At 58.9% G+C, this 26091-nt stretch carries 26 protein-coding genes and 2 tRNA genes; 17 read left to right on the top strand and 11 right to left on the bottom strand.

Annotation, left to right across the window (positions count from 1 at the left end):
- Positions 1-2: 2 nt before the first annotated feature.
- Genes AC0IXS_RS01725 through AC0IXS_RS01750 form a run of 6 tightly spaced genes read left to right on the top strand, consistent with a single transcriptional unit; the run spans position 3 to position 6871 of the window.
- Complete coding sequence (locus AC0IXS_RS01725) at positions 3-935, top strand: carbohydrate ABC transporter permease (protein WP_004884899.1); 933 nt, start codon at positions 3-5, stop codon at positions 933-935.
- A 10-nt stretch (positions 936-945) separates the two neighbouring features.
- On the top strand, positions 946-1779 hold the full coding sequence (locus AC0IXS_RS01730) for a carbohydrate ABC transporter permease (protein ID WP_004884895.1): 834 nt from the start codon (positions 946-948) through the stop codon (positions 1777-1779).
- A gap of 31 nt (positions 1780-1810) precedes the next feature.
- Complete coding sequence (locus AC0IXS_RS01735; protein ID WP_025995684.1) at positions 1811-2917, top strand: ABC transporter ATP-binding protein; 1107 nt, start codon at positions 1811-1813, stop codon at positions 2915-2917.
- A gap of 18 nt (positions 2918-2935) precedes the next feature.
- The gene (locus AC0IXS_RS01740) at positions 2936-4417 is read left to right on the top strand and encodes a mannitol dehydrogenase family protein (RefSeq protein ID WP_471823575.1); all 1482 of its coding nucleotides are present in this window, start codon (positions 2936-2938) and stop codon (positions 4415-4417) included.
- A 9-nt stretch (positions 4418-4426) separates the two neighbouring features.
- On the top strand, positions 4427-5908 hold the full coding sequence (xylB, locus tag AC0IXS_RS01745; protein ID WP_471823577.1) for a xylulokinase: 1482 nt from the start codon (positions 4427-4429) through the stop codon (positions 5906-5908).
- Positions 5909-5932: 24 nt separating this feature from the next.
- The gene (locus tag AC0IXS_RS01750) at positions 5933-6871 is read left to right on the top strand and encodes a carbohydrate kinase family protein (RefSeq protein ID WP_025995681.1); all 939 of its coding nucleotides are present in this window, start codon (positions 5933-5935) and stop codon (positions 6869-6871) included.
- A gap of 534 nt (positions 6872-7405) precedes the next feature.
- On the opposite strand, the gene AC0IXS_RS01755 is transcribed toward AC0IXS_RS01750, so the two are convergent.
- Together AC0IXS_RS01755 and AC0IXS_RS01760 are read right to left on the bottom strand one after the other, a co-directional pair.
- Complete coding sequence (locus tag AC0IXS_RS01755; protein ID WP_043306059.1) at positions 7406-7960, bottom strand: hypothetical protein; 555 nt, start codon at positions 7958-7960, stop codon at positions 7406-7408.
- A gap of 173 nt (positions 7961-8133) precedes the next feature.
- Positions 8134-11019: a sensor domain-containing phosphodiesterase gene (locus AC0IXS_RS01760; RefSeq protein ID WP_449124687.1), complete on the bottom strand. Its 2886-nt coding sequence runs from the start codon at positions 11017-11019 to the stop codon at positions 8134-8136.
- A 268-nt stretch (positions 11020-11287) separates the two neighbouring features.
- Between AC0IXS_RS01760 and AC0IXS_RS01765 the strand changes: the two genes are divergently transcribed.
- The 3 genes from AC0IXS_RS01765 to AC0IXS_RS01775 all read left to right on the top strand — a co-directional run bounded on the left by AC0IXS_RS01765 (position 11288) and on the right by AC0IXS_RS01775 (position 13592).
- The gene (locus AC0IXS_RS01765) at positions 11288-12352 is read left to right on the top strand and encodes an NAD(P)-dependent alcohol dehydrogenase (protein ID WP_025995678.1); all 1065 of its coding nucleotides are present in this window, start codon (positions 11288-11290) and stop codon (positions 12350-12352) included.
- 300 nt (positions 12353-12652) lie between these two features.
- On the top strand, positions 12653-13030 hold the full coding sequence (locus AC0IXS_RS01770) for a hypothetical protein (RefSeq protein ID WP_004884873.1): 378 nt from the start codon (positions 12653-12655) through the stop codon (positions 13028-13030).
- Positions 13031-13229: 199 nt separating this feature from the next.
- Entirely contained in the window at positions 13230-13592 is a 363-nt protein-coding gene (locus tag AC0IXS_RS01775; RefSeq protein WP_025995677.1) for an NUDIX hydrolase, read from the top strand.
- A 134-nt stretch (positions 13593-13726) separates the two neighbouring features.
- Here AC0IXS_RS01775 and AC0IXS_RS01780 read toward each other — a convergent pair.
- Positions 13727-13803: transfer RNA gene (locus AC0IXS_RS01780), tRNA-Val, on the bottom strand.
- A 238-nt stretch (positions 13804-14041) separates the two neighbouring features.
- Between AC0IXS_RS01780 and AC0IXS_RS01785 the strand changes: the two genes are divergently transcribed.
- Complete coding sequence (locus AC0IXS_RS01785) at positions 14042-14356, top strand: ubiquitin-like protein (protein ID WP_199771921.1); 315 nt, start codon at positions 14042-14044, stop codon at positions 14354-14356.
- A 64-nt stretch (positions 14357-14420) separates the two neighbouring features.
- Here AC0IXS_RS01785 and AC0IXS_RS01790 read toward each other — a convergent pair.
- Positions 14421-14497: transfer RNA gene (locus AC0IXS_RS01790), tRNA-Val, on the bottom strand.
- A 183-nt stretch (positions 14498-14680) separates the two neighbouring features.
- Here AC0IXS_RS01790 and AC0IXS_RS01795 point away from each other — a divergent pair.
- The gene (locus AC0IXS_RS01795) at positions 14681-15964 is read left to right on the top strand and encodes an NAD(P)/FAD-dependent oxidoreductase (protein ID WP_025993955.1); all 1284 of its coding nucleotides are present in this window, start codon (positions 14681-14683) and stop codon (positions 15962-15964) included.
- 55 nt (positions 15965-16019) lie between these two features.
- Here AC0IXS_RS01795 and AC0IXS_RS01800 read toward each other — a convergent pair whose 3' ends face one another.
- Positions 16020-16622 carry a peptidase C39 family protein gene (locus AC0IXS_RS01800; protein ID WP_471826178.1) on the bottom strand — a complete coding sequence of 201 codons (603 nt, stop codon included), beginning with the start codon at positions 16620-16622 and terminating at the stop codon, positions 16020-16022.
- Positions 16623-16936: 314 nt separating this feature from the next.
- Here AC0IXS_RS01800 and AC0IXS_RS01805 point away from each other — a divergent pair, with 314 nt between their 5' ends.
- Complete coding sequence (locus AC0IXS_RS01805) at positions 16937-17116, top strand: hypothetical protein (RefSeq protein ID WP_025993957.1); 180 nt, start codon at positions 16937-16939, stop codon at positions 17114-17116.
- A 90-nt stretch (positions 17117-17206) separates the two neighbouring features.
- Here the strand turns inward: AC0IXS_RS01805 and AC0IXS_RS01810 are convergent, their stop codons facing one another.
- Positions 17207-17965: a TerC family protein gene (locus tag AC0IXS_RS01810; protein ID WP_058431314.1), complete on the bottom strand. Its 759-nt coding sequence runs from the start codon at positions 17963-17965 to the stop codon at positions 17207-17209.
- A gap of 38 nt (positions 17966-18003) precedes the next feature.
- On the bottom strand, positions 18004-18246 hold the full coding sequence (locus AC0IXS_RS01815) for a hypothetical protein (RefSeq protein WP_029241102.1): 243 nt from the start codon (positions 18244-18246) through the stop codon (positions 18004-18006).
- A 132-nt stretch (positions 18247-18378) separates the two neighbouring features.
- Here AC0IXS_RS01815 and nhaR point away from each other — a divergent pair, with 132 nt between their 5' ends.
- Positions 18379-19281: a transcriptional activator NhaR gene (gene nhaR / locus AC0IXS_RS01820; protein ID WP_057408599.1), complete on the top strand. Its 903-nt coding sequence runs from the start codon at positions 18379-18381 to the stop codon at positions 19279-19281.
- On the opposite strand, the gene AC0IXS_RS01825 is transcribed toward nhaR, so the two are convergent.
- Positions 19278-20429, bottom strand: a complete 1152-nt coding sequence (locus tag AC0IXS_RS01825; protein ID WP_122669362.1) for an MFS transporter — start codon at positions 20427-20429, stop codon at positions 19278-19280. The genes nhaR and AC0IXS_RS01825 overlap by 4 nt on opposite strands.
- 154 nt (positions 20430-20583) lie before the next feature.
- Entirely contained in the window at positions 20584-21093 is a 510-nt protein-coding gene (locus tag AC0IXS_RS01830; RefSeq protein WP_122690051.1) for a DUF1993 domain-containing protein, read from the bottom strand.
- Positions 21094-21237: 144 nt separating this feature from the next.
- On the opposite strand from AC0IXS_RS01830, the gene AC0IXS_RS01835 reads away from it, so the two are divergent.
- Positions 21238-21906: a YceH family protein gene (locus AC0IXS_RS01835; RefSeq protein WP_191954029.1), complete on the top strand. Its 669-nt coding sequence runs from the start codon at positions 21238-21240 to the stop codon at positions 21904-21906.
- A gap of 451 nt (positions 21907-22357) precedes the next feature.
- Here AC0IXS_RS01835 and AC0IXS_RS01840 read toward each other — a convergent pair whose 3' ends face one another.
- Positions 22358-23170 carry a shikimate 5-dehydrogenase gene (locus AC0IXS_RS01840; RefSeq protein ID WP_471823584.1) on the bottom strand — a complete coding sequence of 271 codons (813 nt, stop codon included), beginning with the start codon at positions 23168-23170 and terminating at the stop codon, positions 22358-22360.
- Between the two features lie 224 nt (positions 23171-23394).
- Between AC0IXS_RS01840 and AC0IXS_RS01845 the strand changes: the two genes are divergently transcribed.
- Positions 23395-23763, top strand: a complete 369-nt coding sequence (locus AC0IXS_RS01845; RefSeq protein ID WP_004884836.1) for a hypothetical protein — start codon at positions 23395-23397, stop codon at positions 23761-23763.
- A 172-nt stretch (positions 23764-23935) separates the two neighbouring features.
- On the top strand, positions 23936-24118 hold the full coding sequence (locus AC0IXS_RS01850; RefSeq protein WP_025993962.1) for a hypothetical protein: 183 nt from the start codon (positions 23936-23938) through the stop codon (positions 24116-24118).
- Between the two features lie 200 nt (positions 24119-24318).
- Here the strand turns inward: AC0IXS_RS01850 and AC0IXS_RS01855 are convergent, their stop codons facing one another.
- Entirely contained in the window at positions 24319-24879 is a 561-nt protein-coding gene (locus AC0IXS_RS01855) for a hypothetical protein (protein WP_004884831.1), read from the bottom strand.
- Between the two features lie 251 nt (positions 24880-25130).
- On the opposite strand from AC0IXS_RS01855, the gene pbpG reads away from it, so the two are divergent.
- Positions 25131-26072 (top strand): D-alanyl-D-alanine endopeptidase, encoded by a 942-nt coding sequence (gene pbpG / locus AC0IXS_RS01860; RefSeq protein WP_004884830.1) that lies wholly within the window; start codon positions 25131-25133, stop codon positions 26070-26072.
- Positions 26073-26091: the final 19 nt, after the last annotated feature.

A 26091-nucleotide genomic window follows, 5' to 3' on the forward strand; every position in this document is an offset into this window, starting at 1 on the left:
CCATGAAAACCTCAGCCATTTCTGATCGTACGGACGCGTCCGGCGAACTGCCCCCGATCAAAAGCCGTCGTTTCAAACCGGGCTGGTTTCTGGTCAGCCCTTCCGTCGCGCTGCTGCTGGTGTGGATGATCGTGCCGTTGGGCATGACCATTTATTTCTCGCTGATTCGCTACAACCTGCTGTCCCCCGGCGACAACGAATTCGTCGGTCTGGAAAACTTCGAATACTTCGTCACCGACAGCGGCTTTCTGCCCGGCGCAGGCAATACCCTGCTGCTGGTAGGCAGCGTGCTGGCGATCAGTGTGATCCTCGGCGTGCTCATCTCGGCGCTGCTGGAAGCCAGTGAGTTCTTCGGTCGCGGCATCGTACGGGTGCTGTTGATCTCACCCTTCTTCATCATGCCGACGGTCAGCGCGCTGATCTGGAAAAACCTGATTTTCCACCCGGTTTCCGGCGTGCTGGCGGCGGTGTGGAAGTTCTTCGGGGCCGAGCCCATCGACTGGTTCGCCCATTACCCGATGCTGTCGATCATTATCATTGTTTCCTGGCAGTGGCTGCCGTTCGCCATCCTGATTCTGATGACCGCCATGCAGTCACTGGATCAGGAACAGAAGGAAGCGGCACGTCTCGACGGCGCAGGCCCGATTGCGATCTTCTGGCACTTGACCCTGCCGCACCTGGCGCGCCCGATTGCGGTCGTGGTGATGATCGAAACCATCTTCCTGCTGTCGGTGTTCGCTGAAATCTTCACCACCACCAACGGCGGTCCGGGTTTTGCCTCGACCAACCTGGCCTACCTGATCTACATCCAGGCGCTGCTGCAGTTCGATGTCGGTATGGCGTCAGCAGGCGGATTGATCGCCGTGGTCATCGCCAACATCGCAGCGATCATCCTGATCCGGATGATCGGCAAAAACCTCACCGACAAGTCATGAGGGCCTTGCCATGATGACGCTCAAACAATCACGCCGCCTGCAAAGCCTGTTGCTCGGGACGCTGTCCTGGCTCATCGCCGCGCTGATCTTCTTCCCGATCTTCTGGATGGTCCTGACCAGCTTCAAGACCGAGATCGACGCCTTCGCCACGCCGCCGCAGCTGTTCTTCACGCCGACGCTGGAAAACTACCTGCACATTCAGGAACGCAGTGACTACTTCCACTTCGCCTGGAACTCGGTGCTGATCTCGTTCAGCGCGACCATCCTGAGCATGCTGGTGGCCATTCCGGCGGCCTACTCGATGGCGTTCTTCGAAACCAAGCGTACCCGCGGCACGCTGCTGTGGATGCTCTCCACCAAAATGCTGCCGCCCGTGGGCGTGCTGATGCCGATCTACCTGCTGGCCAAGACCTTCGGCCTGCTGGACTCGCGGCTGGCGCTGATCATCATCTATACGCTGATCAACCTGCCGATCGTGGTCTGGATGATATACACCTACTTCAAGGACATTCCGGGCGAAATTCTCGAAGCTTCGCGTCTGGACGGCGCCAGCACCCGTCAGGAAATCTTTCGCGTGCTGATGCCGATCTGCAAGGGCGGCCTGGCCTCCACTGCACTGCTTTCGCTGATCCTGTGCTGGAACGAAGCGTTCTGGTCCCTGAACCTCACCTCATCTGCCGCTGCGCCACTCACTGCGCTGATCGCATCCTACTCAAGTCCCGAAGGGCTGTTCTGGGCCAAGCTGTCGGCTGTCTCGACGTTGGCATGCGCGCCGATCCTGATCTTCGGCTGGATCAGCCAGAAACAACTGGTTCGCGGTCTTTCGTTCGGCGCCGTCAAATAGCCCCGGCCTACAGAATAAAAAGGAGTCCATCATGGCTAACCTCAGCATCAGAAATCTGCAAAAAGGCTTCGACGGTCACCAAATCATCAAGGGCATCGACCTGGATGTGAAAGACCGTGAATTCGTGGTTTTCGTCGGTCCATCGGGCTGCGGTAAATCCACCCTGCTCCGGCTGATCGCAGGCCTGGAGGAAGTGACCTCCGGCACCATCGAACTCGATGGCCGCGACATCACCCAGGTGACCCCGGCCAAGCGTGATCTGGCGATGGTGTTCCAGACCTACGCGCTGTACCCGCACATGACCGTCGGCAAGAACCTGTCCTTCGCGCTGGATCTGGCTGGCGGCAACAAGGACGAGATCAAGAAGAAAGTCGATGAGGCCGCCCGAATCCTGGAGCTGGGACCGCTGCTTGAGCGCAAACCCAAGCAGTTGTCCGGCGGTCAGCGTCAGCGGGTCGCGATTGGCCGCGCCATCGTGCGTAACCCCAAGATATTCCTCTTCGACGAACCGCTCTCCAACCTCGACGCCGCGCTTCGCGTGCAGACCCGTCTGGAGCTGTCCCGTCTACATAAAGAGCTGCAGGCAACCATGATTTACGTGACCCACGATCAGGTTGAGGCGATGACTCTGGCCGACAAGGTCGTGGTGCTCAACGGCGGCAAGGTCGAACAGGTCGGCTCTCCGCTGGACCTGTATCACCACCCGGCCAATCTTTTCGTGGCAGGCTTTCTCGGCACGCCCAAAATGGGCTTCCTCAAGGGCAAGATCAGCCGGATCGACAGCGGCAGTTGCCAGGTCGAGCTGGACGCGGGCACCACGGTCAGCATGCCGGTCAGCCGCGCAGGTCTGGCGGTTGGCGCTCAGGTGACGCTGGGCATCCGCCCCGAACACCTGGACATCGCCCAGAGCGGTGATTGCCAGTTGCAGGTGATTGCCGATGTCAGCGAACGCCTGGGCAGCGACACGTTCTGCCACGTGCGCACCCGCTCGGGAGAGGCGCTGACCATGCGTATTCGTGGCGATCTGGCCAGCCAGTATGGCGAGACGCTGCACCTGCATCTGGACAGTGCCCACTGCCACCTGTTTGACGCTGATGGTCTGGTGATCCCCAAAGCCCTGCAGACCGCTGCCGCCTGAGTCCTGGAGAGTCCTGTCATGAAATTGAACAAACAGAACCTGTCGCGCCTGGGTGCCGACATCGACGTACCGGCCTATTCCGCGACCGACAACCGTCAGGGCATCGCGCACATCGGGGTCGGCGGTTTCCACCGCGCCCATCAGGCGTTTTACACCGATGCGCTGATGAACACCGGCGAAGGTCTGGACTGGAGCATCTGCGGTGTCGGGCTGCGTCCCGATGACCGCGCGGTGCGCGACGCCCTCGCGCAGCAGGATTACCTGTACACGCTCTATGAACTGGGCGACACGCCGGACACCAAGACGCGCGTCATTGCGTCGATCAGCGGCATGCTGCTGGCCGAGGACAGTCCGCAGGCGCTCATCGACAAGCTGGCCAGCCCGGACATCCGTATCGTGTCGCTGACGATCACCGAAGGCGGCTACTGCATCGACGACAGCAACGGTCAGTTCATGACCCACCTGCCGCAGATTCAGCATGACCTTGCCAATCCCGCCACGCCGAAAACCGTGTTCGGCTTCCTGTGCGCCGCACTTGCCCGCCGCCGCGCCGAAGGCACGCCTGCGTTCACGCTGATGTCCTGTGATAACCTGCCGCACAACGGCGCGGTCACCCGCAAGGCGCTGCTGGCCTTCGCCGCCCAGCGCGACGCCGATCTGCACGACTGGATTGCTGACAACGTCAGCTTTCCCAACGCGATGGTTGACCGCATCACGCCAATGACCAGCGCCGCGCACCGATTGAAGCTGGCCGACGAGAAGCACATTGACGACGCCTGGCCGGTGGTCTGCGAACCGTTCGTGCAATGGGTGCTGGAAGACAAGTTCGTCAACGGCAGGCCAGCCTGGGAAAAGGTCGGCGTGCAGTTCACCGATGACGTGACGCCTTACGAGGAAATGAAGATCAAGCTGCTCAACGGCAGCCATCTGGCCCTGACCTATCTGGGCTTTCTCAAGGGCTATCGGTTCGTACACGAGACCATGAACGATCCGCTGTTCGTGCGTTACATCCGCGCCTACATGGACCTCGACGTCACGCCGCAGCTGGCGTCAGTGCCCGGCATCGATCTGGAAGGCTACAAGGACACGCTGATCGAGCGTTTCTCCAATCAGGCGATTGCCGACCAGTTGGAGCGGGTCTGTTCAGACGGCTCGTCGAAATTCCCTAAATTCACGATTCCGACCATCAATCGGTTGATTGTCGATGAGGGCAATCTGGAACGGGCATCGCTGGTGGTTGCCGCCTGGGCCTTGTACCTCAAGGGCAAGGATGAAAACGGCGCGGTTTACAGCATTCCCGACCCACGCGCCGATTTCTGCAAAGGTCTGGTTGCCGACGATGCATTGATCACCGAACGCCTGCTGCAGGTCGAGGAAATCTTCGGCCTGGCCATTGCGCAGTCTGCACCTTTCGTGGCGGCGTTCGAGCAGAATCTGGCCGATCTGCGCACGCTGGGCGTCAGCGGCACCCTGGAAAAATTACTGGCCAAGAGCCTCTGAGGGACACCCATGTTTCTTGGAATCGATTGCGGAACCCAAGGCACCAAAGCCTTGCTGCTCGATACACAGACAGGTCGCGTGCTGGGCGAAGGCTCGGCACCCCACAGCCTGATCAGTGACCATCACGGACGGCGCGAGCAGGACGTCCAGCAATGGCTCACAGCCCTGCAGCACGCGGTCGGCGAAGCGCTCGCCCAGTCTGGTGTTTCAGGACAGGATGTGAACGGCATCGGCATCTCCGGACAGCAGCATGGGCTGGTCCTGCTCGACGCGCAGGGCCAGGTGCTGCGCCCGGCCAAGCTTTGGTGTGACACCGAAAGTGCTCCGGAAAATCAACGTCTGCTGGACCATCTGGGTGGCGAAAAAGGCTCACTTGAGCGCCTGGGACTGGTCATCGCGCCGGGCTACACGGTGTCAAAGCTGTTGTGGACCAAGGAGCAACACCCGGAACTGTTCGAGCAGATCGACAGGATCCTGCTGCCCCATGACTACCTGAACTACTGGCTGACCGGCCGCTGCTGCACCGACTACGGCGACGCCTCGGGCACCGGTTACTTCAATGTGCGCACGCGCGAATGGGATCTGCCGTTGCTGGCCCATATCGACCCGAGCGGACGCCTTGAACAGGCACTTCCGCAGTTACTGGACGCTGAACAGGCCGTTGGCACATTGCGGCCCGAGATTGCCCAACTGCTGGATCTGAACCCGCAGGCGCTGGTGTCCAGCGGCGGCGGTGACAACATGATGGGGGCGATCGGCACCGGCAATATACAGCCGGGGTTGATCACCATGAGCCTGGGTTCTTCAGGCACGGTGTACGCGTTCGCCGATCAGCCTGCGGTCAGCGAGCACGGCTCGGTTGCGACGTTCTGCTCGTCGTCCGGCGGCTGGCTGCCGCTGATCTGCACCATGAACCTGACCAATGCCACGACGGCCATCCGCGAGCTGTTTGCGCTGGACATCGCGGCGTTCAATACCGCCGTTGCCAGCGCGCCGATCGGCGCTGAAGGCGTGCTCATGCTGCCGTTCCTGAACGGCGAACGCGTACCCGCCCTGCCCGATGCCAGCGGCAGCATTCTCGGTCTGGACAGCACCAATCTGAGCCAGGCAAACCTGTGTCGGGCGGTGGTGGAAGGCACGACGTTCGGCCTGCGCTACGGGCTTGATCTGCTGCGCGCCAGCGGCATCAAAAGCGAGAGCATCCGCCTGATCGGCGGCGGCTCGAAGAGTCCGGTTTGGCGGCAGATCGTGGCTGACATCATGGATACGCCAGTGGTCTGCACACGCTTGGCAGAGGCCGCTGCGCTGGGCGCGGCGATTCAGGCGGCGTGGTGCTGGTCGACGGCCAGGGGTCAACCCGACACCCTGCAGGACCTGTGCGAGCGTTGCGTGAGCCTGGATTCCGCCAGCGAGACACGGCCGATTGCGCAGAACGTCGTCGCCTATCAGCAGGTCTACCAACACTACCAAGATCAATTACGAGCAGTTTGAACCTGCCTTTTTCATGGAGCACCTATGTTTCTGGTTTGCGGCGAAGCCCTGTTCGACATTTTCACCCGCGCCGACACTGGCAGCGCACTCAATAAGCTGGGGTTTGACGCCATCGCCGGCGGCTCACCCTTCAACGTTGCCATCGGCCTGCGCAGATTGGGTGTGGAATCTGCCCTGTTTGCCGGCCTGTCGACGGATTATCTGGGTCGTCGCCTGCGCGCTGTGCTCGATGACGAACAGGTCAGTGCGGAGCATCTGATTGAATTCGACGCGCCCACCACGCTGGCCATGGTAGCGGTCGGCGCCGACGGTTCGCCCACCTACAGTTTCAGAGGCGACGGGTGCGCCGATCGCCAGTTACGCCTGGAACATTTGCCCAGACTCGACGATAAGGTACGGGGTATTCATGTCGGCTCGTTCTCACTGGTGGTGCAGCCGATTGCCGATACGCTGCTGGCCCTCGTCGCCCGGGAAAGCGGTAAACGCCTGATTTCGCTGGACCCGAACGTACGCCTCAATCCGGCACCGGACATTGAACGCTGGCGCTCCCAGATCGCGGCATTCGCAGAGCATGCGCACATGATCAAGGTCAGCGATGAAGACCTGCACCTGCTGTATCCCGACCGCGACCCCGAAACCATTGCAAAAGGCTGGCTGAACCGGCACACGCACCTGGTGATCGTGACCCGTGGCACGCAGGGCGCAAGCATCTTCACCCGCGAGCACGGCACCTGGTCGATCCCGGCAAAGAACGTCGTGACGGTGGACACGGTGGGCGCAGGCGACACCTTCCAGGCAGCACTCCTGACGTTCCTGACCGAACGCCAGCTGGATACGCCAAAGGCGCTGTCGGAACTTACGAAGGACATGTTGGACCAGATGCTGGATTTTGCAGCGAGTGCAGCGGCGCTGACCTGCACACGGGTCGGGCCGGACCTGCCCTATCGGGATCAGCTGCGCTGAGTGAGGACGACCAAGGTATCAACCGAAACGTCCAGGTGATCAGACCCAACGGGACGCAGAGCGTCCCGGGCGGCATGCCAACGCGGAGCATTGGCACGATCAGTTTCGGTCACGCCTCGATACAGATCGTTCCCACGCTCCTGCGTGGGAACGCCGCCCAGGACGCTCCGCGTCCCTGATTGATGATCGTTCCTACGCTCTGCGTGGGAATGCCTCCCAGGACGCTCCGCGTCCGCTCTCGAATGTGGCGCAGATATGTGCCCAAGCTCCAGCGTTATCCACGTCATTCGCTCGGCTGACCGAGTCCTCAGTCTGTGCCATTTGTGACGCGGAGCGTCACGGGAGGCATGCCCACGCAGAGCGATGGGCACGATCAGTTTCAGCCACGCCTCTCAGGACGCTCCGCGTCCCGGTTCCACGCGCAACTACCTGAACGCCCAAAACCCAGACAAAAAAAATCGCGAGTCACCTTGCTCTCACGCGTACGTGAAAGCGAGCCGGCTCGCGAAATCATGGGTGCAACCTATCGGGATGTCAGGCCAACAAACCGGCCTTGATGCCCCGGATGCGCGTATTGATGTCATCCGCAACATCGTTCTGCTTGTCCTTGAGGGCGTCCTGGACTTTCTGGTCGATCGTCAGTTGATCCTCAGGCTTCATCGCGGTGTATTGCTGCTGGGTGATGCCAGTCAGTTTTTCCCGCACTTTCTCTTCGGCCGTCTGCTTCAGGGTGTCCATGAATTTCTGGACCCCGGTCGCAGCGCCATCGGCAACACCGGCGCTGGCAGCATTCGCGCCGGTGACGCCGTTGTCGCGATCAGCGGTCTTCTCGGAAAGCGACGTATCCGCCGCGCTCTTGAGATTGACCATCATCCGTGCGAACGATTCGTTGTAGCCACTGTTGCTCTGCGCGTCATCCGTGGACGCAGCGTTGGCGGTTTGCGAGGTCACCGGGAACGCCCCGTTGCCAAGGCCCGCTGCGGCCATCGCACCGAACGAATCCTGCGACACCTCGCCCAGCGTCTTGCGCCCTATGGCTCCAACAGCATGGGAAACCAGCTGTTCGAGCCCACTGTTGCCAATAATCATCTTTCACCTCCTGATGACGTGATACGCCTGTACACCAGCAAGAGCGGTGCCAACTACCGATATCACCCTAAACCCATGATTCCTATGGCAATGGCAACTAAAGGCAGCGGCAGAAAGATGACGTTTACCCGCCAGCCCTTCCAGATCACGTCAAACGCGGCAACGCGTTGCCGTCAATGGGTCGTCTGGCCCTGAGCGATCTGCAACTGTTCCAGCGGCAGCGGGCCTGCGAGGTAATAGCCCTGCGCCTGCCCCGCACCCATCTCGCGCAGCAGTTCCAGCGTCTGCCGGTCCTCCACGCCTTCGGCGACGACGGTCAGGTCCAGCGATTCGGCCATCCGTACAATCGCCCGCACGATGGCGCGACTGCGGTCACTGGTGGTCAGTTCGAAGATGAACGACTTGTCGATCTTCAACCCGCTGAAATGGTACTGGTGCACATAGCTGAGAGAAGAAAACCCGGCACCGAAGTCATCCAGCACCACTGACATGCCCTGGTCGGCCAGCTGCTTCATGGACAGACGCGCCTGTTCGGGATCTGCTACCAGCGCGCCTTCAGTGAGCTCAAGGCACAATCTGGCCGGGGACACGCCGTACTCTGCGAGCATGGAAAGCACTTCACCTGCGAACGCCGGCCGGGTAATGCTGTAGCTGGAGCAGTTCACATGGACTGGAGGCAAGTGCGCGTTTGCCGGATCGGCCAGAATCGCGATGACCTGCCTGAGCATGTACAGGTCAAGGCGACCAATCAACCTCAGGCCCTCCAGCGCGGGCAGGAAGCACTCGGGCGTCAGCACCTGCCCGTCAGGCTGCCGCCAGCGAATCAACGCCTCCAGCGCCAGCAGCCTGCCGGTTTCCAGGCAGGTGATGGGTTGAAAATAGGGAATGAGCTGATCGGTGCGTTTCAGCGCGGTACGCAACGCGCCTTCCTGATCCATCTGATCCGAGACCTGACGGCGCAGTGCCTGGTTGAAAACTGCACAGCCATCACGTCCGCCATTCTTCACCGTGTACATCGCCGTGTCGGCATCACGCAACAGGTCGGCAGGCTCCTTGTGGAACTCACCGTCAGCCCCGACGACGCCGATACTGCAGGAGGTGAAGACCGTATGTTCGTCAATCACAAATGGCGACTCGAACGCCGTGAGGATCCGTTGAGCGATCCCGACCCCCGTGCTTAATCGCGCGCCAATCCCCAGCACGGCGAACTCGTCGCCGCCCAGTCGGGCCAGCAGGTCACCCACGCGCATGCAACTGCGTAAACGCTGCGCCGCCTGAATCAGCAACAGATCGCCACAATGGTGTCCGAGGCTGTCGTTGACGATCTTGAAGCGATCCAGGTCGATGAACATCACCACCAGTGCACGACCCCGGCCGCAGAATTCCTCCCAGGCCACCTGCAATCGTTGCTGCAAATGGCTGCGGTTGGGCAAACCGGTCAGTGAGTCATGAGCATTTTCGTGCTGAAGCCTTGCATTGAGCTGATCCAGTTCGCGAGTCCGGTCGAGCACCCGCGCCTCCAGACGCAGGTTGGCGGTATGAATCGCCTCGGCAGCGCTGCGGCGAGAGAGTGCCGTATCGATATGCCGGGAAACGAAGGTCAACAGCTCCTGATCGCGCAAGGTGTAGCTGACGTGGCGCGAATAGCTCTGGACGGCCAGGACACCCCGCACTTCCTCCGCCTCGAAGAGCGGAATACCCAGCCAGGAGGTCGATCGGTTGGTCTGATTCTGTACTTCAATCTCGCCCGCAGCTTCAAGCCTGAGCGCGTCTTTGCTGTCGATCAGGCAAGGACGGCGCTGGCGAATGACATATTCGGTGAATCCGCGTTGACCACGCCGGGGAGCAGGTGACTGCGTCAAACGTTCGTCAACGTAGTAGGGAAACGTCACCTCGTCCGTACTTGCGTCATAGAGCGCAATGTAAAAATTGAGCGCCACCAGCAGTTCGCCCACGATCATGTGCAGGCTCTGGAACAGTTCGTTCATGTCTCCGGGACGGCTGGACAGCTCGGCAATCTGAAACAGCGCACTTTGCAGGTGCTCGGCACGCTCGCGCTCAGCCACTTCCAAACGTAACGCATCGTTGGCAGCAGACAACTGCTGGGTGCGTAACAGCACGGTCTGCTCAAGATGGGCACGATGCAGCAGCCGGTCCATTGCCATGGCCACATGCCGCGAGACCACTGAAAACAGGGCCCGGTCCTGAACGCTGTAGACACGGGACACATCGTAGACTTGCATGGCGACCATGCCGAACACTTCATCCGACGCGTTTTTCAGCGGCGCGCCCATCCAGAACTCCGGACGACGCCCTCTGCACCTGAAACGGCCAGCCGCTTCTGCCTCTTCGATCCCCGCCGCATCGAGAAACATGGACTGACCTTGGGTCAGCACATAGCCGGTCATGGAAATGTTGTCGATTTCCAGGTATTCGAAGGTTTCCGGGGCCATCGCCTCATCGTCGAAACGGTCGATGTAATAGGGATAGGTGATCTTGCCGGACTGGCTGTCGTAAAGCGCCAGGTAGAAATTCTCGGCGTCGATCAGCGTACCAAGCTGCTGGTGAATCCCTTGCAGCAACGTGCCTCGCTCGTGGGTGGAGCTGGCCAGCCGGCTGATCTCGTACAGCGCGCGCTGGGTGCTCTGCGCCCGGACCAGTGCAGCGCTCTGCAACAGGGAACCCAATTTGACGGCGAGATCTGCCAGTGCGGGATTGTGCTGTTCGGCCAACGGTGCAAGCAGCCAGCCCAGCGCCTCTTCACCATGACCGGTCGCCCATCGATAAACCTGCCCTTCGTTACAGAACGACTCAAACCGGCCAACGGGAATGTGCTCTGGCCAATCGTAATGAAGCGCACCCTCCCCCAGCAGACGCTTCTGCTCGCCCGCCACATAAAACGCCCAGGGCACGCCGGGGACCTGTTGACGTGCCACGGCCATTAGCTCATCAATGGCCTGATGACTGGACAGCTGGTCACGACGGTCGCGCAGCGTATCGCCGGGAGCGACGTTGTCGTTGGTCTGGCGCAGGCAGGAGGCCAAGGGGGGTACAGTCATGTCAACACCAGATCCAGAAACCGACGGCGAATATAATTGACGCTTCCGGCCAGAGTTGGCAGTGCGCTGTCACATTAAAGCAGCAATTATGATGCAAGGATTGTACCTGCAAGTCGGCGTGCTGGGCGCGCCGAACATCGCTGTGAGCGCGGCACTATTTCATGGTTTTTCGGGTCAGAGAGTGTTCCCGCAGCAGGCAACATCGTCTTTTGCGCACTATGCTGGCCTGCGCTTTCTTCGCCAAACACATACTGGACAGGTGATCGCAATGATCAAGACTTACAGCTATGCAGCCCAGGCTGCCACCGACAAGCTCGCACCTTATCAATTCGAACGACGCGCTCCGGGCGCCGACGATGTTCAGATCGACATCCTGTACTGCGGCGTCTGCCACTCTGACCTGCACACTGCGCGCAACGAATGGCACAACACGCTTTATCCATCGGTACCAGGCCATGAGATCGTCGGCAAGGTCACTGCCGTAGGGGCCAATGTCACCACATTCAAGGTGGGCGATCTGGCAGGCGTAGGCTGCATGGTCGACAGTTGCCAGGCATGTCAATCCTGCGAAGAGCATGAAGAGCAGTACTGCGAAAAAGGCTTCACCGGCACTTACAACGGACCCGTCTTCGGCGGCGAGAACACCTTCGGCGGCTACTCGGACAAAATCGTCGTCAAAGAGAAGTTCGTACTGCGCATCGCGCCCGACCAGAATCTGGCAGCCGTTGCACCGCTGCTGTGTGCGGGCATCACCACCTATTCGCCGCTGAATCACTGGAAGGTCGGTCCCGGCAAAAAGGTCGGAATCGTGGGCCTGGGCGGTCTGGGTCACATGGGCGTAAAGATTGCCCACGCCATGGGTGCTCATGTGGTGCTGTTCACCACCTCACCCAAAAAACGCGAAGACGGCCTGCGTCTGGGCGCAGATGAAGTCGTGGTTTCAAAAGACCCCGATGAGATGGCCGCCCACACCAACAGCCTGGATTTCATCCTCAATACCGTTGCAGCGCCTCATGACCTGGACGCCTTCCTGTCCCTGCTCAAGCGCGACGGCACCATGACACTGGTCGGCGCACCCGCCGAGCCCCATCCTTCGCCTGCGGTATTCAACCTGATCTTCAAACGCCGCAGCCTGGCAGGCTCGTTGATTGGTGGCATTCAGGAAACCCAGGAGATGCTGGACTTCTGTGCCAAACACAACATCGTGTCCGATATCGAAGAAATTGCCATGCAGGACATCAACGAAGCCTACGAGCGGATGCTCAAGGGCGACGTGAAGTATCGTTTTGTGATTGATATGGCAACCCTCAAACAGGAAGCGTCTGCAGCCTGACCTTCACGGGCGGTCCGGCTGGTGAAGTGCCAGCCAGACCGCCCCTGTCAACCTGATGCCTGTCATGATGCGCACACTTGTCCGACCTGATGACAGGCAACTGCCCGGCGCTGCAATTCCGCGCACTCCTTCCATTCACGCCTTCGGATTCCTTGCAGTTGGGAATGTAAACGAACGCCGTCGAACCTTTCGTCTTTTGGCCCCGTGCAGTTCGTCTCCAGAGCGTTGACACGCACTTTTTTGGGGCGCGAAATAGTTGCTCGATTGAAACGCGCCAATTCAATGGACGGAGAATGACACATGGCTAATATCAAGATTTTAGCGGGTGATTTTCTTCAAGGTGATGGGGAATACCGTGCTGGCACCATCACTCTCGTAACTCCCCTCTTCCCCTGGCCAGGTATCAGCTTCAAGCACAACGATATCAAGTCAGTGGAAATGGCCAGCCAGGCATCCAGTAAAAAAATCGACGGCGCTATCGGCTACGGTCTGGCGGGTGCACTGGTGCTCGGGCCTGTAGGCGCGGCAGCAGGCGTCATGCTGGCCGGCGAGGAAAAGGAAATAACGTTTCTGACGACGTTCAAGGACGGCAGAAAAATACTCGCAGCCGCAGACGACAGGACCTATCAAAAGCTGTCGCAGCATATCGCTACACGAGGTCTCGCCAGGCATCACTGAAGCCTTGGGCCGAGGACTCAATGACTCGGGCGATCGGCCCCTCTTCAACTACGCTTAATTCATGGCACTGATTGTGCTTTATTCATTTAAATGAACTTTTTATTACAATTTAGTGACTACCACTTGCTGCTTGCCGGTCTCAAGTTCATGAAGTCCTTGCAGATATTGATGGTGAGGGACGCTTAACAGGTGAACGGATATGAAAGAACGAGCAACAGTCATCTGCAAGCGAGACGGACAGATCCTCTACGTGCGCAAACCGAAATCCAAATGGGCCTTGCCCGGCGGTAAGGTCGAGCCCGGAGAAACCCCTGCACAGGCCGCGGTGCGTGAGCTGAACGAAGAAACAGGCCTGGAAGACCTGGAACTGCGTTATCTGGCCGAGTATGAAAAAGACCGGGTGACCCATCATGTGTTCATCACTTTGGTGCCCGACTCCAGTGAAGCCAAGCCCCAGAACGAGATAGCCGCCTGCAAATGGCTTGCCCCCAAGAACGTCAGCGACCTGAAGGCGAGCCCGGCCACCAAGTCCATCGTCAAATCATTTGCCCGACAAGGGTGAACGCAGCCTTCAATGCGCCCAGCCGCTGGCGCATTGAAGGCAAGCCCTTGCCCATCTCGGAAAACGCGGACACAAAAAAGGGCGACCCTTTCGGATCGCCCTTTTCGTTACCGCCCAGCAGAGCGGATTTTGTTTGGTAGGCGCGATTGGACTCGAACCAACGACCCCCACCATGTCAAGGTGGTGCTCTAACCAACTGAGCTACGTGCCTGCTGTGGGTCGGCATTCTACGGATATTCAGATGGGTGTCAATGGCTTTTTTTGCAGTAACTCTCTGAATATGCGGATTATTTGACTGATCAGTCTGCACGCTCGTTTCGTCATCGTTCTGATCACCCTGTGTAGCGAATCGAGCGCTATGCCCTTTTTTGATGGCTGGAGGCGGAAAGCGCCCCTGGCTGGCACTGACTATCGGATTTAACAGTTTCGGTAGAGCGACCACCTCTCTAATGTTGATGCAGGTAACAAGGCGGGGCGCACCTCGTCAGGTGCAGCCATTCCGGCAACGCACCGGGACCGCCATTGGAAGAGAGCTGATCATGAAAATATTCGTCAAGGTATTGACCGGAACCAACTATGAACTTGACGTTGAACCAAGCGATTCGATTGAAAACGTCAAATTGAAAATCACAGATAAGGATCCGTCAGTACCCACTTCAAAACAGCGGCTTATCTTCTCTGGAAAGCAACTTGAGGACGGGCGAACACTGGCTGATTACAATATTCAGAAAGAATCCACGCTGCATCTGGTGTTAAAACTTTGAAACGAAAAATGGCGACCCTCTCGGGTCGCCCTTCTCATTACCGCCCAGCAGAGCGGGTTTTGTCTGGTAGGCGCGATTGGACTCGAACCAACGACCCCCACCATGTCAAGGTGGTGCTCTAACCAACTGAGCTACGTGCCTGCTGTGGGTGTGCATCCTACCGGCTTTAATCTTCATGTCAATCTGTTTTTACCGCTAACCCTATGAATTAACGATGTTTTTGCCAAGACAGGAATGAAAGGTCTGTTCGCCTGACGCTGGCAGAGCGTTTCCATCTCGGGTAGGATCGGCACACTCGTCAAGAATATTAAACGGAGCTTCAGGATGGCCAACACGCCTTATCCGCAGTCCTATTACGCCGCGTCGGCCAATCCGGTGCCTGAACGCCCTGCCCTGCAAGGCGAGGTTGAAACCGATGTGTGCATCATCGGTGCTGGTTACACGGGACTCTCCAGCGCGCTGTTTCTGCTGGAGAACGGTTTCAAAGTGACCGTACTTGAGGCGGCGAAGGTCGGGTTCGGCGCGTCGGGTCGCAACGGCGGACAGATCGTCAACAGCTACAGCCGTGACATCGACGTGATCGAACGCACGGTCGGTCCGCGACAGGCTCAGTTGTTGGGGCAGATGGCGTTCGAAGGCGCGGCGATCATTCGTGATCGCGTCTCACGCTACGGCATAAAGTGCGACCTGAAGGATGGCGGTGTGTTTGCCGCGCTGACAGGCAAGCAGATGGCTCACCTTGAAGCGCAGAAACGGCTGTGGGAACGCTACGGCCATTCACAACTGGAGCTGATGGATCAACGCCGCATCAATGAAGTGGTGAATTGCGAGCAATACATTGGCGGCCTGCTGGACATGAGCGGTGGCCACATTCACCCGCTGAACCTGGCGTTGGGCGAAGCGGCTGCGGTGGAAACGCTGGGCGGAACGATCTATGAGCAATCCGCCGCGATTCGCATCGAGCGTGGCGCCAATCCTGTGGTGCATACCGCTCAGGGCAAGGTCCGCGCCAAATTCATTATCGTCGCGGGCAATGCCTATCTGGGTAATCTGGTCCCGGAGCTGGCTGCCAAATCCATGCCGTGCGGCACTCAGGTGATCACTACCGAACCGCTGGACGAAGAACTCGCCAGGACGTTGCTGCCACAGGACTATTGCGTAGAAGACTGCAATTACCTGCTGGACTACTACCGCCTGAGCGCCGACAAGCGCCTGATCTTCGGCGGCGGCGTGGTGTATGGCGCGAGGGATCCGGCCAACATCGAAGCCATTATCCGCCCGAAGATGCTCAAGGCGTTCCCGCAGCTCAAGGACGTGAAGATCGACTACGCGTGGACCGGTAATTTCCTGCTGACCCTGTCCCGCCTGCCTCAGGTCGGACGGCTGGGCGACAACATCTATTATTCACAGGGTTGCAGCGGCCATGGGGTCACTTACACCCACCTGGCGGGCAAGGTGCTGGCCGAGGCACTACGCGGTCAGGCCGAACGTTTCGATGCGTTCGCCGACCTGCCGCACTATCCGTTCCCCGGCGGACAGTTGCTGCGCACGCCCATGACTGCGCTGGGCGCCTGGTACTACAGCCTGCGTGATCGACTGGGCTTCTGACGCTTCATGAAAAACGGCGCCTTACAGGGCGCCGTTTTCATTTGGGCTGTCTATTTCATTTAACGGCGCGATTCAGCGTTCGGGTCGCCTCACCTGCTGCCTGTTCCTGCCCGGCCTGCGACAGTTCGGCGGCCGCCTTCAGCCAGCGCTGCGCATCGACTTGCGAAGGCAACTGGCGTGGCGACTGGATCAATACCGCCCAACTGCCTGCGTTTTTCCAGGCTGAGTCGAAACTGCTGAAGCTCATGGTGTAGCGCCGATCCATGCCCGCGCTGAGCAGGACGGTTTCCTTCACGCGGTTGTAGCCCACCAGAACGGCATAGCGTGGCGCTTTCCAGAATGCCGAGCCCTGGGAAAACCGCAGCATCACCGGATAGCCAGCCGACACCTGAGCGAGCAACGCCTGCAGGTCGTGATCGAGCGGATACACCATGAAACCGTACTCGCGGGCGACCCGGGGCATGTTCTGCTCCAGACGATCTTCGGCGCCCGGCAGTTGCAGAGGCTTGTCCAACAGACCTGGCGTGGTCTGTACCTGCTGATTGGCAAGCATGCTCGCCAGCGCGCCCGGCCCGCTCTGATACGCGTTGCCACGGAAGAACGGCACCGAGTTGAGCTCCACACGATCAGGCAAGCTCTTGATCTGCGGCGTGACCATCGAGGAGCAGCCTGAAAGGCACAGCACCAGTGCAGCCAGCAGCAATGAACCCCTGGAACGGACAGCGCTTGAAAGAATGCGTAACGGCAACATGTTCACTCACTTCAACTGACATCGAGCAATCACCACTCGATCTGAACGCTGATCATAGAGCCCGTGAGAGACCGGGTATAGCCTTTGCGCGCAGTGATGCGTCGGCAATAGATCAAAACGGTCATACCAAAACGCCATTGGTCAATTAATCGCAACATGCCCGGTACTAGACTGTCAGTTATCAGGAATGCAACACAAAAGCAGGAAACGTGGAGGCACTTATGAGCCTGGAATTGACAATCGTGATGCTGGTCGCCTCGTGGCTTGCGGTGGCTACTGCCATGTTGTGGGGTGTGATGCGGGTGTCCCGCCGTCATCATCCACACACTGTCACCCCGCCCTCGCCCAAGCGCTTGAAGCTGGAAAGGTCGCCGAAAACCGGTCATGCCGCTGCGCACTGAACCCGGCTTGCAAGCGATTCTGACAAGCCCTGAAATGCAAAACGGTCGACCCGATGACTCGGGCCGACCGTTTTTTCATGCGACTTGCGATCAGGCGTTGGAAGCCAGACGTGCAGCCTTTTTGCGCTTGGCCTTGCGGACCATCATGTTCAGGCCTTCAATCGCAGCCGAGAACGTCATGGCGGCGTAGATGTAGCCCTTCGGAACATGGGCACCGAAGCCCTCGGCGATCAGCGTCATACCGATCATGATCAGGAAGCCCAGCGCCAACATGACCACGGTCGGGTTGTCGTTGATGAACTTCGCCAGCGGGTTGGCGGCAACCAGCATCACGACCACGGCACTCACGACAGCGATGATCATGATCGGCAAATGCTCGGTCATGCCCACAGCGGTGATGATGCTGTCGATGGAGAACACCAGGTCCAGCATCAGGATCTGAACGACTGCACTGCCCATGGTCAGCGCCACGGCGTTGCTCAGGGTTTTCTCTTCCTCGGTCTTCACGTCCATGCTGTGATGGATTTCCGTGGTCGCTTTCCAGACCAGGAACAGACCACCGGCGATCAGGATCATGTCCTTCCACGAGAAGGCCTGACCAAACATTTCAAACACAGGCTCGGTCAACTGCACGATGTACGCCACGGTGCTCAGCAGGCCCAGGCGCATGACCAGCGCCATACCGATGCCCAGCTTTCTCGCCTTTTCGCGCTGATGTTCCGGCAGCTTGTTGGTAATGATCGAAATGAAGATCAGGTTATCGATACCCAGTACGACTTCCATCACGACCAGCGTCGCCAGCGCAATCCACGCAGCCGGACTGGTCGCGAGTTCCAATAGGTATTCCATAGATCACTGCCCTGCCTGAGCCAATAGTTGAACGAATGTTAGATTTCTTTACCGGACTTGCTTTCTGGTTCAGCCGGGCTTGGTGCCGGTTCCAGTACCGAAAGTTCCCGCTTGGCCTCTTCTACAGCCTTGCTCGCTGCCTGATGAGTGTCATCGATTGCCTTTTTGGCTGAATCGGCCGCCGTATTCAACATCTGCTTGGAGGACGACTCAATCTGATCGCACCCGGCCATTACCAACAGCGAACCGGTCAAAAGTACAGCGTAAAATGATTTTTTCATGTGTCCCTCGATAGGCAAGGCCGGACGTTGCTTTGGGTCCGGCGTTGGAAAGGCATTCTAGGGAAGCTGAAACATCAGGAAAATTCGATTTTATAAGCGATATACTTCGGTTCTAACGAATCGGGGATAGACATGCTCAACTATCGTCAGCTTCACTACTTCTGGGTCGTGGCCAAGACCGGCAGCATTGTCCGTGCCTGCGAACAATTGAACCTCACACCGCAAACCGTCAGCGGCCAGATCAGCCTGCTGGAGTCGTCCCTGGGCGTAGATCTTTTCCAGCGCGTGGGTCGGCAGCTGGAAATGACCGAAGCGGGCCGCATGGCCCTGCCCTACGCCGAGCAGATGTTTCAACTGGGCAATGAGCTTGAAGCCTTGCTGAGTTCAAACCCTGACGAACAACAACTGCTGTTTCGGATTGGCGTCGCCGACGTGGTGCCCAAATCCATCGTTTACCACCTGCTGGCGCCCACCATGGACCTCGACGGGTCGATACGCATCACCTGCCGCGAGGACAAGCTCGAACGCCTGCTGGCCGACCTTGCGGTTCAGCGTCTGGATCTGGTGATTTCCGACAGCCCGATGCCGCCTCATCTGGACATCAAGGGGCATAGTCAGAAACTGGGCGAATGCGGTGTCAGTTTTTTCGCAACCCAGGAAGTGGCCGAACGCATCGGGAACGACTTTCCGCAGTGCATGCACGGCGCTCCATTGCTCATACCGGGTCAGGAAACCGTGGTGCGGGGACGCCTGATGCGCTGGTTCGCCGAATTGAAAATCCAGCCGCGCATTGTGGGCGAGTTCGATGACAGCGCCTTGATGAAGGCTTTCGGAAAATCAGGCAGTGGCGTGTTCGTGGCGCCCAGCGTGATTGCTGACGAGGTGCAGAGTCAGTATGGCGTGGAGATCATCGGCCAGACCGACGCGGTGACCGAGTCGTTCTACGCAATTACGGTAGAACGCAAGGTCAGGCACCCCGGCGTGGTTGCCATTGCCGAGGGTGCACGTAACCAGTTGTTCACTGACAGTCTTTAAGCCGTGACGGGTGTCGGTTTGCTTTTCATCAGAACCCAGGCCAGCAGTATCGCGAGAAAGATAATGCCGGCTGCGGCGAAGCACAGCCTGCCGAGCCCAAGGTGATCGATCACCCGCCCGCCGATGACAGCACCAATACCGATGCCCAGGTTGGCACCGGCGATGTTCAGTGACGCAGCGAAAGCCGGGGCCTGGGGTGCCGCTTTGATCAGACGCACATGGCTGACCAGGAACAGCGCAGCTTGAGTGATACCCCATACTGCCAGCGCAAGTGCCAGCGCGAACCAGGAATGGATACTCGGCACCACCGCCACCATGCCCACCACCATGAACGCGCAGAACACCAGACTGGCGATCAGCGGATGGCGATCGACCATGCGTCCGCCCAGCGAATTGCCGAGCAAGCCGACCGCGCCAAAGCCCATCAGGCACCAGCCGACCAGCGTGCCATCAAAACCGGCCAGACGTTCGAGCATGTCGGCCAGATAGGTGTAGGCCGTGAACATGCCGCTGAAGACCAGTACAGACAGCAACACGTGGCCCTGCATCAACGGACTGCGCAGGATGCCGAACTGGCCGAGAATCGAGACAGGCTCCTTTTTGACGACGCTGGGGAGGTACACCGTCAGCAACAGGGCCTTGGCAAAGGCCAGCACCGACAGGGCTGCAAATGCCGTGCGCCAGCCGAACGCATCGGAAATCAGCGTACCGACAGGAATGCCGAACACCGTGGCACAGACGATCCCGAAACCGATCCGGGCAATCGCCCTACCCGCGAACTGCGGACCGACGATGTCCACCGCCGTTTCACTGGCCAGTGCCCAGAAGACCGGCAGCCCCAGCGCCGGGATCAATCGGGCAACGCCCATCACCGCGATGTTGGGTGCCAGGGCGGCCAACGCATTCGAAAGCCCGAACAGAATCAGGATGCCCACAAACAGGCGCTTGCGGCTGAAGCGCGAGCAGTACGCCGTCAGGAACGGGCCGAAAGCGGCGACGGTAAAGGCAAACAGGGTCACCAGCAGACCGGCCTGCGGCACCGTGACGTGAAGATCACGCGCCATGGCAGGCAAAAGGCCGACGATGACGAACTCTGTGGTCAGCACGGTAAACCCGGCGGCTGACAACAGCAGAATGGGCAGTAACATCAAAACTCCAGAACAACGATGAAGGCCCATCCACTGGATGGGCCTTCATTTGAGATCATCGAAAACAGAAACGAGGTTGAAGCGAGCGTAGCGTCGTCAGCAGCAGCAAGCGCGTGCAACGACCCCCACGAAGATCCGGCTTACATCGACAACGTTAGAACTTGCCCATGAAATCGCGCTTGCCGATCTCGACGCCATTGTGGCGAAGCAGGTCATAAGCGGTGGTCACGTGGAAGAAGAACTGCGGCAAGGCATAGCTCAGCAGGTACGCCTGGCCGTTCAGGCGGCGCTCTTTCTCGGTGCCGGGACGCAGCACGATTTCGATGCCTTCATTGCCATCGACCTGCTCGGGCTTGATGCTGCCGATGAACTCGAGTGTTTTGGCCAGCAGGGCCTGCAATTCGGCAAAGTTGGTTTCAGTGTCGTCATAGTGCGGAATCTCGACACCTGCCAGACGCGCGGAGGCACCCTTGGCGAAGTCCACCGCGATCTGCACCTGACGGGTAAACGGCAGCATGTCCGGGAACAGACGAGCCTGAAGCAGCGCTGGCGGCTGGATTTTCTTCTCGGTTGCGTGGGCTTCAGCCTTGGTCAGAACGTCGCTCAACGCATTGAGCATTTGCTGGAAGACAGGAATCGAAGCGGCATACAGGGAAATAGACATGACATATCCTGATTGAGAAAGGCGCAATTATAGACCTGCCTGACGCGAAAGGCCGTCAGTCTTTTCGGCGCACGTGCGGATGCACTGGCAAAATGCTGCAACAGCTCATAGTCTGATCCACCGTCATTACTCAGGGAAGCGTCCATGTCCACCGAACCCTCCTCGACCGAAGTACCCGACACTGCCGAGACGTTGCAGCTCAACAGTACCGAAGTGCGCATCCTGGGCTGTCTGATCGAAAAGCAGGCGACCAATCCCGAGACCTACCCGCTGACCCTCAATGCATTGGTGCTGGCCTGCAACCAGAAGACCAGCCGCGACCCAGTGATGAACCTCACTCAGGGCCAGGTTGGACAGAGCCTGCGCGCACTGGAAGGCCAGGGCTTGACGCGGTTGGTGATGGGCAGCCGCGCCGACCGCTGGGAGCACAAGGTAGACAAGGGTCTGGAGCTGGTGCCTGCGCAAGTCATCCTGACCGGGCTGCTGCTGTTGCGAGGTCCGCAGACCGTCAATGAGCTGCTCACACGCAGCAATCGCATGCACGATTTCGAAGACGCCGAACAGGTCGTTCATCAACTCGAGCGGCTGATCGCCAGAGGTCTGGCGACCCTGATACCGCGTCAGGCGGGCCAGCGCGAGGACCGTTACATGCACGCTCTGGGTAATCCTGAAGACCTGCAAGCGCTGCTCGCCCAGCGCCAAAGCACGCCGGACCGCAGCACAGCCACTGCTGCGTCAAACGAGCGTATCGAAGAACTCGAAGCCCGCGTGCTCGCCCTCGAAGAGCGGCTGGCGAAGCTCGAACAACACTGACAGGTCGGCGGATACACCAGTCCGCCTCACCCTGATCGTGCCCATCGCTCCGCGTGGGCATGCCTCCCGTGACGCTCCGCGTCACAAAGGGCACAGACTGCGGATTCAGTGAGCCGAGCGCATGACGTGGATAACGCTGGAGCTTGGGCACACATCTGCGCCACATTCGAGAGCGGACGCGGAGCGTCCTGGGAGGCATTCCCACGCAGAGCGTAGGAACGATCAGAGTGGTCTCAAGCACGCCTATCATGCCCATGCACCCAAGTCTTACTGCACCACGGACTACTGTGGGAGGCGGCTTGCCGGCGATGCTTTTTCTGAAGCGACCTATCAGTGACTGAACTGAAGCCATCGCCGGCAAGCCGCCTCCCACAGGGTATGCATTCAGTCAGATACTTACGTTTCGGCTCCGTTTTGCGCGTCTTCCAGACTTGTGTATCACGATGAGGGCTCAGCCTCGGGCGAAGGCCGCCGCCTTTTGGTACTGCTCGTCGGTCGGGCGAACGCCGGTGTACAGCACGAACTGCTCCAACGCCTGAATCGCAGCCACCTCGTCTCCGCTGATGACCTTTTTACCGAGACGTCGGGCGGTCTGGATCAACGGGGTGTCCGCAGGCGTGGCGACCACATCGAAAACCGTTTGCGCAGCACTGATAGCCGCCTCATCGAACGCCAGCTCGTCAGACTGCGGGCCGATCATGCCCAGTGGCGTGACGTTGACCAGCAGTGCAGGACGTTCATCGCCCAACCCGGACTGCCAGCGAAAGCCGCAGGCTTGAGCCAGGCGTTTCCCGGCTTGCTCGTTGCGCGCCACAATCAAACCGTCGGTAAAACCTGAATCACGCAGCGCGAAGGCAACCGCCTTTGCCATGCCGCCACTGCCGCGCAGGGCAAACGGTGTATGCGGCACTGCGTGGCTTTGCATCAGTTGCGCGACAGCAATGTAATCGGTGTTGAAGGCTTTCAGATGGCCGTCGGTATTGACGATGGTGTTGATCGACTGGATCGCCGCGGCTGATGCATCCAGCTCGTCCACCAGCGCAATGCAGTCTTCCTTGAACGGCATGGAAACGGCGCTGCCACGGATGCCCAGCGCACGAATGCCTGCTACCGCGGCCTTCAGGTCATTGGGCGCGAAGGTCTTGTAGTAATAATTGAGGCCCAACTGTTCATAAAGATGGTTATGGAAACGCACGCCGAAGTTTCCCGGACGCGCCGCCATGGACATGCACAATAACGTGTCCCGGTTGGCAGTAATGGCCATGTTTTTCTCCCGAACGGTATTGGATTAAATCTGTACGCCAGGCGTACACTGCGCCTGGCTGACCCGAATGAAGTTGCCCGGCATTGCGGATCGGAAAACACCTTACATAAAATTTACTCAACGATTTCGCAGTTTTTTACAAATTCGATGTCTTAGAGTTATCCCGTGGCAGTGCTTGAGCTTAATGCAGGCCCGCGACAACGGGTTGAAAGCGAGGAACACTCATGATTCGTCAAATCCCCAAGATTGCCTTGTTTATAGGTGCGTTGGCCCTTGCAGGTCAGGCGAACGCCGATCATCGTGGCTGGGGTGGCCCAGCCGTGGTAGGTGCGCTGGTGGGCGCGGCCGTGGTGGGCGCAGCGGTATCTTCCAGCCGTGACAGAACGGTCTACGTCGAGCGTCAGCCGGTTTACTACCAGCCGCCCGTGCAGCAGGTCTATTACGCGCCGCCACCTCCGCCGCCAGTGGTCTACTACCAACCGGCGTATGAAGTTGTAGAGCGCTATCCGGCTCCGCCGCCACGCTACTACCGTCGTTATGACGGCCCGCCTCCAGGTTATTACCAGGGCTACGGCCCGCACGGTCGCTGGTAACAGCACAAAAAACCCGCCTTCATTGGCGGGTTTTTCATTTCTTGCGCACAGCCCTGCCCGGCACCGCAACGTGTTCAACCCTCGTTCCCGTCAATGACGACTATTGAGAGCGTCGATTTCTGCCTGCCGGGATCAGAACGTACAGTAGCCTCATGAACAGATGGAGGTCGCTATGAACAACGTTCAAATCATGTCGGTGGTAGGCAGCGCAGTCCCGGCTCCGCTCAGAGAGCGCGGTCTGCTGGCGTGCTGGTACCTGATTCAGGACGGTGAACCGGTCAGTGGCCCCTTCGCTTCCCTGCCCGTCGCCCAGGCTTTTTCCGAGGAACTGAAAGGCCGCGTCCTGCACAGCTGACGCCCTGCCCGGTTGCTCACCGTACTTCGTGCGTTGCTCCGCACTCTCCCTTGACCGCATCGTTTGATGCGGTTTTTTTATTGGGAAATATCAGCAATTACGGGGAACACGACATCGCGCTGGTGCGCAGTAGACACCGGACCCACGAAAACTCACGTATTCAGCACGTTATGCGTTCACCGCCTGCTCGAACGTCATAATCACGTCCGCTCGGCCATCGCCGCATTCACCTGGCACCGGTGGGTCAGCTTCTGCAGGCGCTTTTCCAGTGCCATGAACACCACACGATCATTGCGACCGCTGTCCAGCTCGTCGATCAGGTCATTGGCTACCTGACGCAGTTCATAGGCCAGCACCACGCGGTCGTCGTTCAGGTCCTGTTTGTGGGACTCGAACAGGCGATGCAGAAAATCCTGCAGCGTGAACTTGAGGCTATGACGGTCACTGGCACGCAGATGCGCAAGATTCAGGTTGATGCGCCCGTGCAATTCACTCAATTCGCCGCACAGGTACTGCATACGCCGTGCATAGCCTGTCTCGCGATCACGCAGCTGCTTGTTGGTCACAACCGCTTCCTGCCTGCGCTGAATGGCCGGGACGGCAATCGCGACCATCATGCCGACGATGAGGGCAATGGCCTGCATCCAGCCTGCCCAGTCCGAAGGACGGGTAAAAAAGCCGGCCAGCAACAGCAGCACGGCAACCAGTGATGCGGCGATTACCAGTACAACGTAATCCTTGCCGATAAACCCCTTGAGCATTACGCGACTCCTTGAATCCATGACCTTCGATGGCTGGGAATGCTAATCGGTGCAGGCTTGCAGCACCACGAATATTCAAGACGCAGAGCGTTTTGAACACTTTTCCTACTTAACCGCAACTTAACGAAGCGCTGTTTTCCGATTTTATTGACGAAACGCCCTACGACTCCCATCGACATAAGCGAAAGCCTACTCATAAAATGCCGGGTTGCAGCCTGTTCCTTTCTTTTACGCACCTTATCGAGTGAGCCTTGTTCTTGAAAATTCGTCTGTCTGTTCTGGGCCTATTATGTGTACTTACGGGTTCGGCATTTTCCACTTCCATCCTGGCAAACGAAACCGCCGCTCTCAATCGTGATCCCTCCAACCTGCACCTGGCCTCCGGCAGCGCCATGGTGATCGACCTGCAAACCGACAAGGTCCTGTATTCCAGTAACCCTGACGTGATCGTGCCCATTGCTTCTGTCACCAAATTGATGACTGCGATGGTAGTGCTGGATGCCAAACAATCAATGGACGAAGTCATTCCGGTCAATATTTCCCAGACACCGGAAATGAAGGGCGTGTTCTCCCGCGTCAAGCTGGGCAGCGAAATGAACCGTCGGGACATGCTGCTGATCACCCTGATGTCCTCGGAAAACCGCGCGGCTGCCAGTCTGGCGCACAGCTATCCGGGTGGCTACCCGGCCTTCATCCTGGCGATGAATGCCAAGGCCAAGGCGCTGGGCATGAAGCACACCGCCTACGTCGAACCCACCGGCCTGTCGGTCTACAACGTATCGACCGCCCGCGACCTGACCAAACTGGTCATGGCAGCACGCAAATACCCGATGCTGAGCGAACTGAGCACCACCGAAACCAAGACAGTGACCTTCCGCAAACCGGCCTACAGCCTGGTGTTCAACAACACCGATCACCTGGTGCGCAAGGAAAACTGGGACATCAAGCTGACCAAGACCGGCTTCACCAACCAGGCCGGTCACTGCCTGGTGCTGTTGACGACCATGGCCAACCGCCCGGTGTCAGTGGTCATTCTGGATGCGTTCGGCAAGTACACGCACTTTGCCGACGCAAGTCGCCTGCGCAAGTGGATGGAAACCGGCCAGAGTGGTCCGGCGCCGGAAGTGGCGTTGCAGTACAAGAAAGAAAAGAATCTGGTCATGAAACAGACCGGCATTCAGGCTCGGGACTGATCGAACCGGGTTAAAAAAA

The organism is Pseudomonas sp. AC016, assembly GCF_979253365.1.

Excerpts from the sequence above, each read along its gene's own strand:
- AC0IXS_RS01725 (WP_004884899.1), top strand. The coding sequence starts at position 3 with ATGAAAACCTCAGCCATTTCTGATCGTACGGACGCGTCCGGCGAACTG.
- AC0IXS_RS01730 (WP_004884895.1), top strand. The coding sequence starts at position 946 with ATGATGACGCTCAAACAATCACGCCGCCTGCAAAGCCTGTTGCTCGGG.
- AC0IXS_RS01735 (WP_025995684.1), top strand. The coding sequence starts at position 1,811 with ATGGCTAACCTCAGCATCAGAAATCTGCAAAAAGGCTTCGACGGTCAC.
- AC0IXS_RS01740 (WP_471823575.1), top strand. The coding sequence starts at position 2,936 with ATGAAATTGAACAAACAGAACCTGTCGCGCCTGGGTGCCGACATCGAC.
- xylB (WP_471823577.1), top strand. The coding sequence starts at position 4,427 with ATGTTTCTTGGAATCGATTGCGGAACCCAAGGCACCAAAGCCTTGCTG.
- AC0IXS_RS01750 (WP_025995681.1), top strand. The coding sequence starts at position 5,933 with ATGTTTCTGGTTTGCGGCGAAGCCCTGTTCGACATTTTCACCCGCGCC.
- AC0IXS_RS01755 (WP_043306059.1), bottom strand. The coding sequence starts at position 7,960 with ATGATTATTGGCAACAGTGGGCTCGAACAGCTGGTTTCCCATGCTGTT.
- AC0IXS_RS01760 (WP_449124687.1), bottom strand. The coding sequence starts at position 11,019 with ATGACTGTACCCCCCTTGGCCTCCTGCCTGCGCCAGACCAACGACAAC.
- AC0IXS_RS01765 (WP_025995678.1), top strand. The coding sequence starts at position 11,288 with ATGATCAAGACTTACAGCTATGCAGCCCAGGCTGCCACCGACAAGCTC.
- AC0IXS_RS01770 (WP_004884873.1), top strand. The coding sequence starts at position 12,653 with ATGGCTAATATCAAGATTTTAGCGGGTGATTTTCTTCAAGGTGATGGG.
- AC0IXS_RS01775 (WP_025995677.1), top strand. The coding sequence starts at position 13,230 with ATGAAAGAACGAGCAACAGTCATCTGCAAGCGAGACGGACAGATCCTC.
- AC0IXS_RS01785 (WP_199771921.1), top strand. The coding sequence starts at position 14,042 with ATGTTGATGCAGGTAACAAGGCGGGGCGCACCTCGTCAGGTGCAGCCA.
- AC0IXS_RS01795 (WP_025993955.1), top strand. The coding sequence starts at position 14,681 with ATGGCCAACACGCCTTATCCGCAGTCCTATTACGCCGCGTCGGCCAAT.
- AC0IXS_RS01800 (WP_471826178.1), bottom strand. The coding sequence starts at position 16,622 with ATGGTCACGCCGCAGATCAAGAGCTTGCCTGATCGTGTGGAGCTCAAC.
- AC0IXS_RS01805 (WP_025993957.1), top strand. The coding sequence starts at position 16,937 with ATGAGCCTGGAATTGACAATCGTGATGCTGGTCGCCTCGTGGCTTGCG.
- AC0IXS_RS01810 (WP_058431314.1), bottom strand. The coding sequence starts at position 17,965 with ATGGAATACCTATTGGAACTCGCGACCAGTCCGGCTGCGTGGATTGCG.
- AC0IXS_RS01815 (WP_029241102.1), bottom strand. The coding sequence starts at position 18,246 with ATGAAAAAATCATTTTACGCTGTACTTTTGACCGGTTCGCTGTTGGTA.
- nhaR (WP_057408599.1), top strand. The coding sequence starts at position 18,379 with ATGCTCAACTATCGTCAGCTTCACTACTTCTGGGTCGTGGCCAAGACC.
- AC0IXS_RS01825 (WP_122669362.1), bottom strand. The coding sequence starts at position 20,429 with ATGTTACTGCCCATTCTGCTGTTGTCAGCCGCCGGGTTTACCGTGCTG.
- AC0IXS_RS01830 (WP_122690051.1), bottom strand. The coding sequence starts at position 21,093 with ATGTCTATTTCCCTGTATGCCGCTTCGATTCCTGTCTTCCAGCAAATG.
- AC0IXS_RS01835 (WP_191954029.1), top strand. The coding sequence starts at position 21,238 with ATGTCCACCGAACCCTCCTCGACCGAAGTACCCGACACTGCCGAGACG.
- AC0IXS_RS01840 (WP_471823584.1), bottom strand. The coding sequence starts at position 23,170 with ATGGCCATTACTGCCAACCGGGACACGTTATTGTGCATGTCCATGGCG.
- AC0IXS_RS01845 (WP_004884836.1), top strand. The coding sequence starts at position 23,395 with ATGATTCGTCAAATCCCCAAGATTGCCTTGTTTATAGGTGCGTTGGCC.
- AC0IXS_RS01850 (WP_025993962.1), top strand. The coding sequence starts at position 23,936 with ATGAACAACGTTCAAATCATGTCGGTGGTAGGCAGCGCAGTCCCGGCT.
- AC0IXS_RS01855 (WP_004884831.1), bottom strand. The coding sequence starts at position 24,879 with ATGCTCAAGGGGTTTATCGGCAAGGATTACGTTGTACTGGTAATCGCC.